Annotated in this window: 16 protein-coding genes and 3 tRNA genes; 9 read left to right on the top strand and 10 right to left on the bottom strand. The window is 55.0% G+C overall.

The window, feature by feature from the left end; translation table 11 throughout:
- Positions 1-80 precede the first annotated feature (80 nt).
- The 3 genes from U9O48_RS17860 to U9O48_RS17850 all read right to left on the bottom strand — a co-directional run bounded on the left by U9O48_RS17860 (position 81) and on the right by U9O48_RS17850 (position 408).
- Positions 81-157, bottom strand: a tRNA-Met gene (locus U9O48_RS17860).
- A 43-nt stretch (positions 158-200) separates the two neighbouring features.
- Positions 201-277, bottom strand: a tRNA-Met gene (locus U9O48_RS17855).
- Positions 278-331: 54 nt separating this feature from the next.
- Positions 332-408 (bottom strand) — tRNA-Met (locus U9O48_RS17850).
- A 208-nt stretch (positions 409-616) separates the two neighbouring features.
- Between U9O48_RS17850 and mltA the strand changes: the two genes are divergently transcribed.
- A complete protein-coding gene (gene mltA / locus U9O48_RS17845) occupies positions 617-1,714 on the top strand; it encodes a murein transglycosylase A (RefSeq protein ID WP_285143751.1) in 1,098 nt (365 codons plus the stop codon).
- A gap of 96 nt (positions 1,715-1,810) precedes the next feature.
- Positions 1,811-2,617, top strand: coding sequence for a tRNA cyclic N6-threonylcarbamoyladenosine(37) synthase TcdA (tcdA, locus tag U9O48_RS17840; RefSeq protein ID WP_324722905.1), 807 nt, complete (start codon positions 1,811-1,813; stop codon positions 2,615-2,617).
- Here the strand turns inward: tcdA and csdE are convergent.
- Positions 2,608-3,054, bottom strand: coding sequence for a cysteine desulfurase sulfur acceptor subunit CsdE (gene csdE, locus U9O48_RS17835; RefSeq protein ID WP_324722904.1), 447 nt, complete (start codon positions 3,052-3,054; stop codon positions 2,608-2,610). The two genes, tcdA and csdE, sit on opposite strands and share 10 nt — an antisense overlap.
- Positions 3,054-4,259 (bottom strand): cysteine desulfurase CsdA, encoded by a 1,206-nt coding sequence (csdA, locus tag U9O48_RS17830; protein ID WP_324722903.1) that lies wholly within the window; start codon positions 4,257-4,259, stop codon positions 3,054-3,056. The genes csdE and csdA overlap by 1 nt, the downstream gene beginning before the upstream one ends.
- A gap of 191 nt (positions 4,260-4,450) precedes the next feature.
- Between csdA and U9O48_RS17825 the strand changes: the two genes are divergently transcribed.
- The 4 genes from U9O48_RS17825 (at position 4,451) to rlmM (ending at position 7,477) form a co-directional block, all read left to right on the top strand.
- Positions 4,451-4,678, top strand: coding sequence for a YgdI/YgdR family lipoprotein (locus U9O48_RS17825; protein WP_282491558.1), 228 nt, complete (start codon positions 4,451-4,453; stop codon positions 4,676-4,678).
- Between the two features lie 349 nt (positions 4,679-5,027).
- Positions 5,028-5,942, top strand: a complete 915-nt coding sequence (gene gcvA / locus U9O48_RS17820) for a glycine cleavage system transcriptional regulator GcvA (RefSeq protein ID WP_095283191.1) — start codon at positions 5,028-5,030, stop codon at positions 5,940-5,942.
- Between the two features lie 46 nt (positions 5,943-5,988).
- A complete protein-coding gene (locus U9O48_RS17815) occupies positions 5,989-6,384 on the top strand; it encodes a DUF423 domain-containing protein (RefSeq protein WP_095283190.1) in 396 nt (131 codons plus the stop codon).
- Positions 6,377-7,477, top strand: a complete 1,101-nt coding sequence (gene rlmM / locus U9O48_RS17810) for a 23S rRNA (cytidine(2498)-2'-O)-methyltransferase RlmM (protein WP_282491559.1) — start codon at positions 6,377-6,379, stop codon at positions 7,475-7,477. Before U9O48_RS17815 ends, rlmM begins: the two co-directional genes overlap by 8 nt.
- A gap of 203 nt (positions 7,478-7,680) precedes the next feature.
- Here the strand turns inward: rlmM and xni are convergent, their stop codons facing one another.
- The 5 genes from xni to queF all read right to left on the bottom strand — a co-directional run bounded on the left by xni (position 7,681) and on the right by queF (position 14,089).
- On the bottom strand, positions 7,681-8,436 hold the full coding sequence (gene xni, locus U9O48_RS17805) for a flap endonuclease Xni (RefSeq protein ID WP_324722899.1): 756 nt from the start codon (positions 8,434-8,436) through the stop codon (positions 7,681-7,683).
- A gap of 108 nt (positions 8,437-8,544) precedes the next feature.
- Positions 8,545-9,912 (bottom strand): L-serine ammonia-lyase, encoded by a 1,368-nt coding sequence (locus U9O48_RS17800; RefSeq protein WP_285143746.1) that lies wholly within the window; start codon positions 9,910-9,912, stop codon positions 8,545-8,547.
- A gap of 61 nt (positions 9,913-9,973) precedes the next feature.
- Entirely contained in the window at positions 9,974-11,263 is a 1,290-nt protein-coding gene (locus U9O48_RS17795; RefSeq protein WP_282492776.1) for an HAAAP family serine/threonine permease, read from the bottom strand.
- Between the two features lie 507 nt (positions 11,264-11,770).
- Positions 11,771-13,135, bottom strand: coding sequence for a nucleotide 5'-monophosphate nucleosidase PpnN (ppnN, locus tag U9O48_RS17790; RefSeq protein WP_282492777.1), 1,365 nt, complete (start codon positions 13,133-13,135; stop codon positions 11,771-11,773).
- Between the two features lie 111 nt (positions 13,136-13,246).
- The gene (queF, locus tag U9O48_RS17785) at positions 13,247-14,089 is read right to left on the bottom strand and encodes an NADPH-dependent 7-cyano-7-deazaguanine reductase QueF (protein WP_285143745.1); all 843 of its coding nucleotides are present in this window, start codon (positions 14,087-14,089) and stop codon (positions 13,247-13,249) included.
- Positions 14,090-14,158: 69 nt separating this feature from the next.
- On the opposite strand from queF, the gene syd reads away from it, so the two are divergent.
- From syd to truC, 3 genes are all read left to right on the top strand, one after another.
- Positions 14,159-14,704 carry a SecY-interacting protein gene (syd, locus tag U9O48_RS17780; protein ID WP_285143744.1) on the top strand — a complete coding sequence of 182 codons (546 nt, stop codon included), beginning with the start codon at positions 14,159-14,161 and terminating at the stop codon, positions 14,702-14,704.
- Positions 14,705-15,333: 629 nt separating this feature from the next.
- On the top strand, positions 15,334-15,663 hold the full coding sequence (locus tag U9O48_RS17775) for a YqcC family protein (RefSeq protein ID WP_282492780.1): 330 nt from the start codon (positions 15,334-15,336) through the stop codon (positions 15,661-15,663).
- Positions 15,660-16,439, top strand: coding sequence for a tRNA pseudouridine(65) synthase TruC (gene truC / locus U9O48_RS17770; RefSeq protein WP_285150876.1), 780 nt, complete (start codon positions 15,660-15,662; stop codon positions 16,437-16,439). Before U9O48_RS17775 ends, truC begins: the two co-directional genes overlap by 4 nt.
- The last annotated feature ends 10 nt before the right edge of the window (positions 16,440-16,449 follow it).

Below are 16,449 nucleotides of genomic sequence, written 5' to 3'. Positions count from 1 at the left end.
GGCAAATTCACAAACGGCAGATACAAAAAAACACCCTTGAGGGTGTCTATTGTTTTGAGATGCATTGTTTTTCGAAGAATTGGTTGCGGGGGCCAGATTTGAACTGACGACCTTCGGGTTATGAGCCCGACGAGCTACCGGGCTGCTCCACCCCGCGTCCGTATTTCTTCTTTTTACATCTTACTGCTTAAAAATTTGATTGGTTGCGGGGGCCAGATTTGAACTGACGACCTTCGGGTTATGAGCCCGACGAGCTACCGGGCTGCTCCACCCCGCGTCCGTCTTTCTACTGAGCAAAAACATCGTAGAAAGTACTGCATCAAATTTTAATTGGTTGCGGGGGCCAGATTTGAACTGACGACCTTCGGGTTATGAGCCCGACGAGCTACCAGGCTGCTCCACCCCGCGTCCGTGGATGCGCACTATACTCGGATAGGTTTTTGATGCAACCCTTTTTCACATAAATTCCTAAATTAGTACGTAATTTGAACGACATCGCGTTATCCGTATGATTATTGCGCAAAACCTGCCTCAGGATGCGCTATCAGATTTCATTAGCCTGAGGGGTTTGTTATCTTCTTTATAGCGACTCAGGGCAACTTAAAGACGAGATATAATGAAAGGACGTTGGGCGAAGTATCTGATGACGGGCGCAATGGTAGCGATTCTTGCGGCCTGTAGCTCTAAACCGACCGATCGCGGTCAGCAATATAAAGACGGGAAGTTCTCCCAGCCTTTCTCTTTAGTTAATCAGCCGGATGCCGTCGGTGCCCCGATCAACGCGGGTGACTTTGCTGAGCAGGTCAACCAGATCCGCACTGCGTCGCCGCGTCTGTACGGTTCGCAGAACAGCATCTATAACGCTGTGCAAGATTGGCTGCGTGCAGGCGGAGATACGCGCACCATGCGTCAGTACGGCATTGACGCCTGGCAGATGGAAGGGGCCGATAACTACGGCAACGTCCAGTTCACCGGCTACTACACGCCGGTTGTCCAGGCGCGGCACACCCGCCAGGGCGAGTTCCAGTATCCTATCTACCGCATGCCGCCAAAACGTGGTCGTCTGCCGTCTCGCGCGGACATCTATGCCGGTGCGCTGAACGAAACCTATGTGCTGGCCTACAGCAACTCGCTGATGGATAACTTCATCATGGACGTGCAGGGCAGCGGATACATTGATTATGGTGATGGTTCACCGCTGAACTTCTTTAGCTACTCCGGTAAAAACGGCCACGCCTACCGCAGTATCGGCAAAGTGCTGATCGACCGCGGGGAAGTAAAGAAAGAAGATATGTCGATGCAGGCCATCCGCGAGTGGGGCGAAAAGCACAGCGAAGCAGAAGTGCGCGAGCTGCTGGAGCAGAATCCGTCCTTCGTCTTCTTTAAACCGCAAAACTTTGCGCCAGTGAAAGGGGCCAGTGCGGTTCCGCTGATTGGCCGTGCGTCGGTGGCCTCCGATCGTTCTATTATTCCACCGGGCACTACGCTGCTGGCAGAGGTGCCGACTCTCGACAACAACGGCAAATTTAGCGGCCAGTATGAATTACGCCTGATGGTGGCGCTGGATGTCGGTGGGGCGATTAAAGGCCAGCACTTCGATATTTATCAGGGTATTGGCTCTGATGCCGGTCATCGTGCGGGCTGGTATAACCATTATGGCCGCGTATGGGTACTCAAACCTGCAGCAGGTGCTGGCAACGTTTTCAGCGGCTGATTGTGGTAATCTAGCGCGTAATATTTACCGCCTTCTCATCTATAGAGAAGGGCAGGGTGAGGATAAAACCTCACCCTTTTTACATCCTGAGGTCTTATGTCTGCGTTAATCAGCGATGCATGGCGTCAACGTTTTGGCGGCACAGCGCGTTTATATGGTGAAAAAGCCCTGCAACTGTTTGCGGATGCACACGTGTGCGTCGTCGGTATCGGCGGAGTCGGCTCCTGGGCGGCCGAGGCGCTGGCGCGTACCGGCATTGGCGCGATCACGCTCATTGATATGGATGATGTGTGCGTCACTAACACCAACCGCCAGATCCACGCCCTGCGCGATAACGTCGGTCTGGCGAAAGCGGAAGTGATGGCCGATCGCATTCGCCTGATTAACCCGGAATGCCGCGTGACGGTGATCGATGATTTCGTGACGCCCGATAATGTGGCGCAATACATGGGCGCAGGGTTTAGCTATGTGATTGATGCAATCGACAGCGTGCGTCCGAAAGCGGCCCTGATTGCCTATTGCCGCCGCTACAAGGTTGGTTTAGTGACCACCGGCGGCGCGGGCGGTCAGATCGATCCGACGCAGATCCAGGTCGCCGATCTGGCGAAAACCATTCAGGACCCGCTGGCGGCCAAACTGCGTGAAAGGCTGAAAAGCGATTTTAACGTGGTGAAGAACAGCAAAGGAAAGCTCGGCGTAGACTGCGTATTCTCAACTGAAGCGCTGGTCTATCCGCAGTCGGACGGTTCTGTTTGCGCGATGAAAAGCACCGCTGAAGGGCCAAAAAGGATGGACTGCGCCTCCGGTTTTGGCGCGGCGACGATGGTCACCGCGACCTTTGGGTTTGTCGCAGTCTCTCACGCCCTGAAGAAAATGATGGCTAAAGCCAGCCGTCAGGCCTGAACCTGACGGGCCGCATTCAGCACTGCTTCGCTGAGTGCGGTCAGCCCCTGACTGCGGGAGGCGCTCAACTGAGCGCGCAGCCCCAGCTCATCAAAGAGAGCCAGCGGATCGCCATTCAACAGTTGCGTCGCGCTTTTACCTTCCACGGCGGTGAGCAGCACCGCCAGCAAGCCGCGCACGATGCGGCCTTCGCTGTCGCCAAAGAAATGCAGTTTATCCCCGGATGTCGTCACACCGAGCCAGACGCGGTTTTCGCAGCCTGCGATCTCTTTCGCCTGCGCTTTAAGCTCCTCAGAAAGGGCGGGGAGCTGTTTGCCCAGCAGGATCAGCTGGCGGTATTTATCTTCCCACTGGGTGAGCGGGAGGAAGGTGTGTCGCAGCGTCTCTTCGGTGATCACGCTGCCGAAAGGATGCCCGGCTAAGGATGAGCTCGTCATTAATCCACCAGAAGTTCAAGGGTGCGATCGACGGCCGCCACCAGGGCGTGGACGTCGCTTTGCGTGTTGTAGGGAGCAAACGAGGCGCGCAGGGTACCGCTGACGCCAAGTGCCGCAAGAAGCGGCTGGGCGCAGTGCTGACCGGCACGCAGGGCGATGCCGTATTCCGCCAGCAGGGTGACCATATCGCTGTGATGAACGCCGGCAAAATCAAAGGCCAGCAGGCTGGAATCCTGAACGCGGAAAGATCGGAACCCCGGACGTTTTTTTAACTCTTCTTCTGCCAGCGTTGCCAGCCCGCGGCTCCAGCTTTCCGCCTGCACCACATCGGTATCGGCCAGCCACTCCAGCGCGGCGCTCAGACCAATGACTCCCGCAACGTTTGGTGTTCCGGCTTCGAGGCGATAAGGGATCTCCTGGGTTTTGAAACCGTCGAAGGTCACTTCGGTGATCATCTTCCCACCGCCCAGCCAGGGCGTCATCTGCGCCAGCAGCGCCGGTTTGCCGTACAGCGCGCCGATCCCGGTCGGGCCGTAGAGTTTATGGCCGGAGAAGGCGTAAAAGTCGATATCCAGCTGGCGAACGTCTGCCGGGAAATGCACCACGCCCTGTGCGCCGTCGACCATCACAATCACCCCGTGGCGGTGCGCGATGTCAATGGCGCGGGCGAGATCCGGGCAACCGCCGGTGACGTTCGACATCTGGCCGAGCGCCAGAATTCGACTGCGTGGGGTGATGAGCTCAGGAAGACGTGAGACGTCCGGCAGCAAATCTGTGCCCAGCGGCAGTTTGACGATCTGTGCGCCGGTCTGTTCCGCGACCATCAGCCAGGGCACCAGATTCGCGTGATGCTCGGCTTCACTGACGATAATCTCGTCGCCCGGCTGCAGGAGAGGGCGCGCGTAACACTGCGCGACCATATTGATGGCCTCAGTGGTACCACGGGTCCAGACGATATTTTTGCCGCTTTCGGCGTTCAGCAGACGTGCGACCTGATCGCGGGCGGCCTCGTAGCGCGCGGTCAAACGCTGCGCCTCAGCAAACTGACTGCGATGCACATTCCCGGCACTCAGGCTGTAGAACTGATTTGTCGCGTCGATCACCGCCAGTGGCTTAAGCGCTGTGGCGGCGCTGTCGAGATAAACTCCGGCATCGGCCAGCGCCGGGAACTGTGCGCGAAAATGCGCAGGACTGAAAGCGTTCATGGAATTCCTCATATCAATACTGAGATCGTCGCGCACTTTTGGCGGCAGGGCAAGGTTGTTGATCGCTATCGGAATTGTCTGTTTGTCCTGGCAGGTCCTGAGAAGCAGGTTATGCTGAATAGTGTTAGGTGAATGTTTTAGCCTGTTTTAAATCGAGGATTAAATAGCATTAATTGCTAATGGAGAAAATTATGAACAAGACTGCCGCAATCTTTTCTGCCTGTGTAATGACTTTTGCCCTGAGCGCCTGTTCTGGTAACAACTACGTGATGCATACCAATGACGGTCGAACCATCGTCTCTGACGGGAAACCAAAAACCGATAATGAGACCGGGATGATCTCGTACAAGGATGCGAACGGGAACAAGCAGCAGATCAACCGCACTGACGTGAAAGAGATGGTTGAGCTTGATAAATAAGGAAATTTAGACCAAAAAAAAGCACCGCAAATAGGCGGTGCTACATTAATCACTATGGACAGACAGGGTAAATGTACAGGAAGTGAAAAAAGGGTAGCTTCGCTACCGTGATCTGAATTGCAGACCAATTGCAAACACAACAACACAACATCACAACCGTAAGCCAAAAGCCCTTCAGAACACGCATTCCAAAAAAAGCTTTTCGTTCCGGCTCAGGAAGTGCCGCCACTATAGGTATTTGCTGGTAGTTCCTCAACGGACAAATTATAATGGCTCAGATAAAAAAAACTAATAGGTTAAACGTTGTTTCCTATGTGTTAAATACCTTTAACATCTAAGCCTGATAACCATGTCGAAGCGATTACCACCCCTCAATGCATTACGAGTTTTTGATGCCGCAGCGCGCCATCTGAGCTTCACGCGCGCGGCCGATGAGCTTTTTGTGACGCAGGCCGCAGTAAGTCATCAAATCAAGTCTCTCGAGGATTTCCTGGGGCTTAAGCTGTTCCGTCGCCGCAACCGTTCGCTGCTTCTGACGGAAGAAGGACAGAGCTATTTTCAGGATATCAAAGACATTTTTTCTCAGCTCACCGAAGCCACGCGCAAACTTCAGGCGCGGAGTGCAAAAGGGGCGCTGACGGTCAGTTTATTGCCCAGTTTTGCCATTCATTGGCTGGTGCCAAGACTCTCTAGCTTTAACTCAGCTTATCCGGGAATCGACGTCAGGATCCAGGCGGTCGACCGTCAGGAAGACAAACTGGCGGATGACGTCGACGTGGCGATTTTTTATGGTCGCGGCAACTGGCCAGGCTTGCGTGTTGAAAAATTATACGCAGAATATCTCCTGCCGGTGTGCTCACCGCTGCTGCTGACCGGTGACAAAGCGTTGAAAACGCCTGCCGATCTGGCGCAACATACGCTTTTACACGATGCTTCTCGCCGCGACTGGCAAACTTATACCCGCCAGTTGGGTCTTAATCATATTAATGTGCAGCATGGCCCCATCTTTAGCCACAGTGCGATGGTGTTACAGGCTGCCATACACGGACAGGGCGTGGCGTTGGCCAACAACGTAATGGCGCAGTCCGAAATTGAGGCAGGCCGCCTGGTCTGTCCGTTTAATGATGTTCTGGTCAGTAAGAATGCGTTTTATCTGGTTTGTCATGACAGTCAGGCAGAACTGGGTAAAATAGCCGCCTTCCGGCAGTGGATACTGGCGAAGGCGGCACATGAGCAAGAAAAATTCCGCTTTCGTTACGAATGATCATCTCTTTTGTGTGCCGGGCACGCATAACTTTTAGGACAGACACATGACCAGCCGTTTCATGCTGATTTTTGCCGCGGTGAGTGGCTTTATTTTTGTCGCACTGGGCGCGTTTGGCGCGCACGTGTTAAGCAAGTCCTTAGGGGTTGTTGAAATGGGCTGGATCCAGACCGGCCTTGAATATCAGGCGTTTCACACGCTGGCCATCTTTGGCCTCGCGGTGGCGATGCAGCGCCGGATTAGCATCTGGTTCTACTGGAGCAGCGTGTTTCTCGCGCTCGGAACCGTGCTGTTTAGCGGCAGCTTATACTGCCTCGCACTGTCACATTTGCGCCTGTGGGCGTTTGTTACACCCGTCGGCGGCGTCAGTTTCCTCGCCGGGTGGGTATTGATGTTTATCGGAGCTATCCGTCTGAAACGCAGGGGCGTTGTTCATGAGTAAGGTTGTTTTATATTGTCGCCCGGGGTTTGAGAAAGAGTGCGCCGCGGAAATTACGGACAAAGCGTCACGTCTGGACGTCTTCGGCTTTGCCCGCGTTAAAGAGCACTCGGGCTATGTGGTCTTCGAGTGCTATCAGCCTGATGATGCGGATAAGATCGTCAGCAAGTTACCGTTCAGCTCGTTGATTTTCGCCCGTCAGATGTTTGCCGCGGGCGAGCTGCTGACCGATTTGCCGCCAGACGATCGTATTGCCCCGATCTCGGGCATGCTGCAGGGCGTGGTCGAGAAGGGCGGCGATCTGCGCGTTGAAGTCGCGGATACCAACGAAAGCAAAGAGCTGATGAAGTTCTGCCGCAAATTCACCGTTCCGCTGCGCGCCGCGCTGCGTGAGGTGGGCGTGCTGACAAACTACGAGACGCCAAAGCGTCCTGTGGTGCATGTCTTCTTTATCGCCCCTGGCTGCTGTTATACCGGGTATTCCTACACGACGAACAACTCGCCGTTTTATATGGGCATCCCGCGCCTTAAGTTCCCGTCCGATGCGCCAAGCCGTTCAACGCTGAAGCTGGAAGAGGCGTTCCACGTCTTTATTCCGGCCGACGAATGGGATGAGCGCCTGGCGAACGGCATGTATGCCGTGGATCTGGGGGCTTGCCCTGGCGGCTGGACCTATCAGCTGGTGAAGCGCAACATGTGGGTTTCGTCTGTCGATAACGGCCCGATGGCGCAAAGCCTGATGGATACCGGACAGGTGACCTGGCTGCGTGAAGATGGTTTCCGCTATCGTCCGACCCGCAACAACATCACCTGGATGGTGTGCGATATGGTGGAGAAACCGGCGAAAGTGGCTGCGCTGATGGCTTCCTGGCTGGTAAACGGCTGGTGTCGTGAGACGATCTTCAACCTCAAGCTGCCGATGAAAAAGCGCTACGAAGAGGTGTCCCAGAACCTGGCGTATATTCAGGAGCAGCTGAATGCGCAGGGCATCAACGCCGAAATTCAGGCGCGTCAGCTGTACCATGACCGTGAAGAAGTGACGGTCCATGTTCGCCGCTGGTGGGCTGCTGTTGGTGGTCGTCGCGACGAGCGATAGTGCGTCGTGTTGTGCCCGGTGGCGCTGCGCTTACCGGTCCTGCGACATGTTAAGGTTTTGATTTTGTAGGCCGGGTAAGGCGAAGCCGCCACCCGGCACGATGTTGGCATTTATGCGGTTTTATGCCCGGTGGCGCTGCGCTTACCGGGCCTACAAAGGCTTGAATCGTAGGCCGGGCAAACGCAGTGCCGCCCGGCAAATGACTACCGCTCCAGCCTTAACTGCTGCAAATTCCCGTCTAACTGTAAATCCGTCTGTAACCGCGCCACGTCCCGGCAGATAAATGCCATCTCTTTGTGCGACTCCAGCTTCTTGCGCCACTTCTCGGGGACCTCTTCCAGATGGGCGTAAATCCCCTCCAGATCCTGAAAATCCGTTAACAGCTGGGCTGCGCTTTTGGGGCCAATCCCGGCGACGCCTGGTACTTTTGAGCTGCTGATCCCGGCAAGTCCCCAGTAATCCGGCAACTGCTGCGGTGAGACGCCAAATTCGCTGGCGATAAACGGCGCATCCAGCCAGCGTTTTTGGAAGTAATCCCGGATGCGAATAGTCGGGGAAAGCAGCTGGCAGTAGCCTTTATCCGTGGAGACAATGGTGGCCTGATGTCCGGCCCCCGCGACTTTTACCGCCAGGGTGGCGGCTAAATCGTCGGCTTCGTTGCCATGAGCGCCCCAGCACGGCACGCCACGTTGCTCAAAGGCGGCGCGAATGGCGGGCATTTCTGCATGCAGATCCTCTGGCATCGGGGCGCGTCCGGCTTTGTAGTCCGGTAAACGCTGATGACGCCAGCCGGTATTACGCGCTTCATCGTCGAACACGGCGACCACGTGCGTGGGCTGGCTGTGGCGAATCAGCTGCTCCAGCGCGTGCAGACAGGTGTCCTTACAGGGCGTGCCTTGCACCGCATGAATACGGCGAATCAGGTTGAGCGCGTCGACAATAAGCAAATGAAAAGCCACAGATAATCTCCCTTCTGTTGATGAATAAAGGGTAACACTGTCAGCAGGATGAAACTACGAGAGGAGAGGGAATTGGGAAGGCGCCTCGCAAAAGCGAGGCGCACAGTTTTAATCGCAGGTGACGATCTTCATGGCCAGTCCGCCGCGCGAGGTTTCGCGGTATTTGGCATTCATATCTTTCCCTGTCTCGTACATGGTTTCGATAACCTTATCGAGACAAACACGCGGCTCGCTGGTACGGCGCAGGGCCATACGTGCGGCGTTGACCGCTTTCACGGAAGCAATCGCGTTACGCTCGATACACGGCACCTGTACCTGCCCGGCAACCGGGTCGCAGGTCAGTCCGAGGTTATGTTCCATGCCGATTTCCGCCGCGATACAGACCTGCGTTGGGCTACCGCCCAGCAGCTCCGTCAGGCCCGCCGCCGCCATGGAACAGGCCACGCCGACTTCGCCCTGGCAGCCCACTTCGGCACCGGAGATCGACGCGTTCATCTTGTACAGCGAGCCAATCGCACTGGTGACCAGCAGATAGCGCGCCAGCGAGTTAGCGTTCACTTCGCGGATGAATTTGTCGTAGTACGCCAGAACCGCCGGAACGATACCGCACGCGCCGTTAGTCGGCGCAGTGACCACGCGTCCGCCAGCGGCGTTTTCTTCGTTAACCGCCAGCGCGAACATGTTGATCCAGTCCACGACCGCCATCGGGTCGGTTGTGGTTTTGTCGGTGCTTACCAGCATACGACGCAATGCAGCAGCACGACGCGGGACGCGCAGTTTGCCCGGCAGAACGCCTTCGGTGGTGATCCCGCGCTCGATACCGCCGCGCATCACATCCCAGACGTTTTTGAAGTGCTGCTCCAGCTCTTCTTTGCTGTGCAGCGCCAGCTCGTTTTTCATCATCAGGCCGGAGAGTGACAGACCGGTTTCCTCACAATGACGCTGTAAATCTGCCGCATTTTTATACGGATAAGGCACCGCAACGGAGGAGTCGCTGGCCAGACCAAAGTGGTCTTCGTCGACGATAAAACCGCCGCCGATGGAGTAATAAGTTTGGCTGTAAATCGCCGTTTCGCCTGCCAGGGCGGTGATTCGCATCCCGTTCTCGTGCAGGGAGAGGTTGTCGGCATGGAAGTTCATGCACTTATCAACCGGGAATTCGACCTCATGCTCGCCGTTTGCCAGCAGCAGGCGGCCATGGGTATTCACGTCCTGAATGAATCCAGGGATTGAATCAATATCAACGGAATCCGGCAGGTTCCCCGCCAGGCCCATGATAATGGCGATGTCAGTATGGTGGCCTTTGCCCGTCAGGGACAGAGAGCCGTACACATCTACAACCACGCGCGTGACGTCGTGCAGAATGCCGCGTGAAATCAAGTCATCCGTGAATTGTTTACCGGCTTTCATTGGCCCGACAGTATGAGAGCTGGAAGGTCCAATACCGATTTTGAAGATATCGAATACGCTAATCATGATGCGTCCATGGCTATCAGTCAGAGGAGGAGTGCGCCGTCCGAAGACGGCGCAGGAGGTATTAGCTGAACAGAGAGAAGAAAATCGCGGAGATGGCAATCAGGCCCATAATCACAACGAAGACGTTGCTGATATGGCCGCTGTATTTACGCATTGCCGGGACTTTCTGAATCGCGTACATCGGCATCAGGAACAGAATCATCGCGATGATTGGGCCGCCCAGGGTTTCGATCATGCCGAGGATGCTCGGGTTCATGGTCGCAACAGCCCAGGTGGTCAACAGCATGAACAGGGCAGTGATTTTGTTCAGTTTGTTGATTTCAATGGTTTTGCCTTTACCGCGCAGGGATTTAATCACCATACCGTTAAAGCCTTCACGTGCGCCCAGGTAGTGGCCGAGGAAGGATTTGGTGATAGCGATAATCGCGATGATTGGCGCCATCCAGGCAATCAGCGGTGCGTTAAAGTGGTTAGCCAGGTAAGACAGAATCGAGATGTTCTGCGCTTTCGCCGCGGCCAGGTCTGCCGGGGAGAGGCTCAGTACGCAGCTGAACACGAAGAACATCACGGTGATAACCATCATGATGTGAGCGCGGGCCAGGATGCTGGAACATTTTTTCTCTGCGCCCTGACCGTACTCTTCACGTTTCGCGACGGCGAAAGAGGAGATGATCGGGGAGTGGTTGAAGGAGAAGACCATTACCGGAATCGCCAGCCACAGAGTCATCCACAGGCCGTTACCGGTGGCAGATGCGCTGCTCAGGGACAGAGTTTCCAGCGCTGCGCCGTTCCACTGTGGAACCAGGTAGAACGCCAGCACCATCAGGGCAATCACGAACGGGAAGACCAGCACGCTCATCGCCTTAACAATCATCTGCTCGCCGAAACGAACGATGGTCATCATGCCGACAATCAGGATCAGAGACAGAATCGCACGCGGTGGCGGCGTCATGTGCAGCTGGTGCGTCATGAAGCTTTCAACGGTGTTAGTAATCGCCACGCTATAAACCAGCAGAATCGGGTAAATCGCGAAGAAGTAGAGCAGGGTAATCAGTTTACCTGCGCCGACGCCAAAGTGTTCTTCAACCACTTCGGTGATGTCTTCGCCAGGGTTTTTACCGGACAGCACAAAACGGGTCAGGCCGCGGTGTGCAAAGTAAGTCATCGGGAAAGCAATGATAGCCATGATGATCAGCGGAATCAGACCGCCAACGCCTGCGTTGATAGGCAGGAACAGGACACCCGCGCCGATTGCTGTACCGTACAGGCCCAGCATCCACATGGTGTCCGTTTTGCGCCATCCACTTCGGGATTCTGTCGAAGCAATGGTGCTGGTTTGAGTGGTTTCCATCTATTTCTCCTGGAGGAAGCAATTTGTCAGGCTTTTTAGTCAATTCCGATGAAAAATGGCCTGACGGTAATATGAAATTCGTTCAATGACGGTTTTTTTATAATTTTTGCCCGTAACTATTGGCGGGCGGAAAGATACATTTAAGTGATGAATGTATCAGTGATCCTGATCCCAAATGCAATAATCCACTTTTGAAGTGGGCATATTTAGACCAAAAAACTGTTAATAAAACGTCAAAGCGGATTTACGGGCGCGAAGGCTACCATTAACGACATACGGCGTGAAAGCTCAGACGGTGAGATACGTGGGTTTCGCTGCAAAGATGGTGATTTTTAGTTTTTTCTTGCAGTTAATTTAGATTAAGGCTGATAAACCACGGTCGCAAAATGCAGGTAATCGTTTGCGTGGTGAATGGAATTGTAAATAAGATAAGTAATATCTATGTTTTATCAGCAGAAATTAAAAAGCCGGGGGATCCCCGGCTTAAACATGAAGTGAAATTTGCGGTCAGGCACAGATCTCGTAGCACGGGATATAGGCTGAACCGGGCAACTTCATACGATGCTGGGCGACAAAGCCCTGCAGAAGATCATCCATGCGGCGCATCATCTCGCTGTCGCCGTGGATTTTGTAAGGGCCGTGCTCTTCGATGGCGCGAATGCCCACCTCTTTGACGTTACCGGCCACGATGCCGGAGAACGCGCGACGCAGATCCGCCGCCAGCACTTCCACCGGTTGATCCGGATACAGTTTCAGGTTCGCCATGTTTTCATGGGACGGCTCAAATGGCTTCTGCAGATCCGGCGCAATGCGAATCGACCAGTTAAAGCTGTAGGCATCCCCCGTATCACGACGGTTCTCTTTCACCAGCGGCATCGCCTTTTTCATCTGACGCGCCACTTCAGCCGCATCGTCAATGATGATGCGATAGTGGCTACGCGCCGCTTCACCTAAGGTGTGAACGATAAACTCATCCAGCACGCGGAAGTAATCGGCGCTCTCTTTTGGCCCGGTGAGGATCAGCGGTAAGACCTGATTTTTGTTCGCCGGGTTCATCAGAATACCCAGCAGATACAGCAGCTCTTCCGCCGTGCCGACGCCGCCCGGGAAGATGATGATTCCGTGGGCAATGCGCACGAAGGCTTCGAGACGCTTTTCGATATCCGGCATGATGATAAGCTCATTCACCAGCGGGTTCGGCGGCTCTGCAGCAATGATGGACGGTTCCGTCATCCCGATGAATCGGCCCTCTTTGTAGCGCTGCTGGGCGTGACCCACGGCTGCGCCTTTCATCGGTGCTTCCATCGCACCCGGACCGCAGCCGGTGCAGATGTTCAGTTCGCGCAGACCCAGTTGAGTCCCCACGCGGCGGGCGTAGAGATATTCGGTTTCATTGATGGAGTGACCACCCCAGCAGACCACCATGTTCGGCGCTTCGCCGACGTGCAGGGCGCGGGCGTTGCGCAGAATGGAGAAGACCAGGTTAGTCATGTGTGCCGAGCTTTCCAGGTTCAGGTGCTGGAAGCGCCCGGCATTGTGAATTTGTCCGTTAACAAACAGGATGTCGCGTAGCACGGCGAACAGGTTGGCCTGCAGGGAGCGGATGATTCGCCCGTCGACAAAGGCCTCTTCCGGCGGATTAATGACTTCAAGCTTCACGCCGCGTTCGCGACGCAATACGTTGATATCAAAGCTTTCAAAGCGTGACAGCAGCTCTTTACTGTTATCTGTCAGGCTTCCGGAGTTCAGAACGGCAAGGGAACAGTTACGAAACAGTTGATACAGGTCACTGCTGGCCGTGCGTTTAAGCATGTCCACTTCCAGCTGCGACAACATATCCATTGAGCCAAGCGGGCTAATATGTGTAATCAAGTGAGCTCCTTACGGGATGAAGATCTTCTTTCCCTGTTGATTACAATAGCCCTGGCTTATGACGTTTCACAACCTTAGACGCGGAATAGAGTACGCATATTTAATAAATATTTACTGACGAACCAACCGTCCGGTTGCCGGAACAAAGTCCGTGTTGGTGCGCCACGGGTTAATGTCCAGCCCGCCGCGACGGGTGTAACGCGCGTAAACGCTCAGTTTCTCAGGCTGGCAGAAGCGCTGGATATCATTGAAGATGCGCTCGACGCACTGCTCGTGAAACTCGTTGTGATGGCGGAATGAGACCAGATAGCGCAGCAGTTTTTCACGGTCGATTTTCGGTCCGCGATACTGAATTTGCACGGAGCCCCAGTCTGGCTGGTGGGTGATCAGGCAGTTGGATTTCAGCAGATGGCTGATCAGCGTCTCTTCAACGACTTTCTCACCCGCGGCATTTTGCAGGTAGTCGGTGCTGAATTCGTAGCTGTCGATGGCGATATCCTGATCGTCGATGCAGGTGCCGTGAAAATGCGCGACCGGCTGGCCTTCCAGCTCATGCAGGCGATACAGCGCCACCGTCACTTTTCCCTGAGCGCAGGCGCTCAGATCGCGTTCCAGCGTGCGCTGCACCTCGTCCCAGGAGTCAAACCGCGTCTGGTTAAAGCTGTTGAGATAGAGCTTAAAGCTTTTGGATTCCACCAGATTCACGCTGGCGTAATCCAGCTCCACGTGGCCAACCGCAACCTGCGGGAGTCCGCGCGCATTCAGCCAGGAGAGTTCGTACAGGGTCCAGATATCGCCGCCGACGAAGGGCAGCGCATCGGCGGTGAGCCCCAGCGGATCGCGGTTCAGGCTGCGCGGAACGCCCTGCAGCAGGGTGGCGTCATAGATGTCGCGGTAGGCGGTCGTTTTGCCAAGGGTTAAGCCGGATAACGCCTGATGATTTTCGTAAGACATGTTTCATTGTCACTTTGCAGGTAAACTATAGGCACAAGTTTATCCTGTCTTACGTGAAGAGAGAAATCGGTGGATATCGAGACTGCAAATGCCCTGACGGCGTTCACTACACGCTATTGCGATGCCTGGCATCACCAGAATGAAACCTGGCCGCAAAGTGAAGAGTTATACGGCGTCCCGTCACCGTGCATCATCACGACGCTCGACGACAAAATCATCTGGCAGCCGCAGCCCTTCACGCTGGAGCAGAATGTAAATGCGGTTGAGCGCGCCATGGACATCGTGGTACAACCTGCCGTTCATGCGTTCTACACCACACAATTTGCCGGGGATATGCGCGCCCGTTTCGCGAATGAAACGATGACCCTGCTGCAGACCTGGAGCGAAGAAGATTTCCAGCGCGTTCAGGAGAACCTGATTGGTCATCTGGTGACGCAAAAACGCCTGAAGCTTGCGCCGACTCTGTTTATCGCCACCCTCGACAGCGAACTGGATGTGATCGCCGTCTCTAACCTGAATGGCGAAGTGATCAAAGAGACGCTCGGCACCCGCAAACGCGATGTTCTCGCCCCTTCACTTGCGGATTTCCTGAATCAACTCGACCCTGTTTTGTAATCCTTTGACCTACAGCGTTTGTGAGAGATCTCTTACAAGGTTTGTGAGAGATCGCCGAAATTCATTGGCAGCATTAGCGCGTTTATTAGTTAAAAATCTATTAGTTTCAGTGTGTTGAATCTTTAAATCCTCACTTTTACCGAATTAATGAGTTCGGTAATTCTGTGAGCGTGGGTTGTAAGACGAAGCTTAATAAGGGATTCTATGTCCGTCGACAGGATGACGACACGAGAGACGAACATCAGGATGATGACGTTTCTCACACAGGACACGTCAGGATGGCGCAACAGGAAGGCTTCAGGATTGAAGCAAAAGGAACACGCAGGACGCGTAAAGGACACCTCCAGGACGGAGAATGAGAACCGGACATGATGCCCGGTGGGTCAGGAAGGCCAGGACGTTTCAGGATGAAACAATCACATCAGGATGATGTGAGCAGGATGCGCGGTTACGGACGATCAGGCCTCACGGCCACTGGAAAAGTTGTCACGGACGAGCAGGGAGCACAAATTGTAGCTGGATTGCTGCGGAACGAACCGGGAGCACTGTTTATACAGTGCTCCCTTTTTTTATTTCTGCGCCCCGGAATGCTATGCTGCGCGCCGTTCAGTTTTTCCGTTGAGGTTTTTATGACGCATAACGACAGCGTTCGTGCCCAGTTGCACGCCATCGAAGCTCTGTTGCGCCACCATCAGCTGTGGCAGGAAACGGCGCCGCAGCCAGAGGCATTCGAAAGCACCCAGCCTTTCTGCCTCGACACCCTTGAGCCCTTTGAGTGGCTGCAGTGGGTGCTTATCCCGCGTCTGCATGCCCTGCTGGACGGGGGTTATCCGCTCCCGCACGATTTTGCCGTCGCCCCGTATTACGAAATGGCGCTGGATGCCCAGCATCCGGTGCGCGAAGTCGTGCTGATCGAACTGCAACGTCTGGACACGCTCTTTTCCGGCGGCCAGGCATGACCATTGAGATCCTCTACCAGGATGAGTGGCTGGTCGCAGTCAATAAGCCGTCGGGCTGGCTGGTTCACCGTAGCTGGCTGGATCGCGATGAGAAAGTGGTGGTGATGCAGACCGTGCGCGACCAGATTGGTCAGCACGTGTTTACCGTTCATCGTCTCGACAGACCCACCTCTGGCGTACTGCTGATGGGGCTTTCCAGCGAGGCCGGGCGTCTGTTGTCCCAGCAGTTCGAACAGCATCAGATTCGAAAACGCTATCACGCCATCGTACGCGGCTGGCTGATGGATGAAGCGACCCTTGATTATCCTTTGGTCGAAGAGCTGGATAAAATCGCCGATAAATTTGCCCGCGACGATAAAGAGCCGCAGCCTGCGGTGACCGATTATCGCGGTCTGGCGACGGTCGAAATGCCTGTTGCCACCGGAAAATTTCCGACCACCCGCTACGGTCTGGTTGAACTCGAGCCGCATACCGGGCGCAAGCATCAGCTGCGCCGTCATCTCTCCCATCTGCGTCACCCGATCATCGGCGACAGCAAGCACGGCGATTTGCGCCAGAACCGCAGCGCCGCGGAACATTTCGGCTGCAACCGCCTGATGCTGCACGCCAGCCAGCTGAGCCTGACCCATCCGTTTACCGGCGAGCCGCTGGTGATCCGCGCGGGGCTGGATGACGTCTGGATGCAGGCGCTGTCACAGTTTGGCTGGATGGGACAACTCCCCGAAAATGAAAGGGTTGAGTTTGTGGCGAGCAACGTTCAGGATGAACAGCAATAGCGATAATGAA

The organism is Lelliottia sp. JS-SCA-14 (assembly GCF_035593345.1).
GTDB classification, from domain to species: domain Bacteria; phylum Pseudomonadota; class Gammaproteobacteria; order Enterobacterales; family Enterobacteriaceae; genus Enterobacter; species Enterobacter wanjuensis.
Note: the sequence above shows the minus strand (reverse complement) of the source record. Positions and strands in the feature narration are given on the sequence as shown.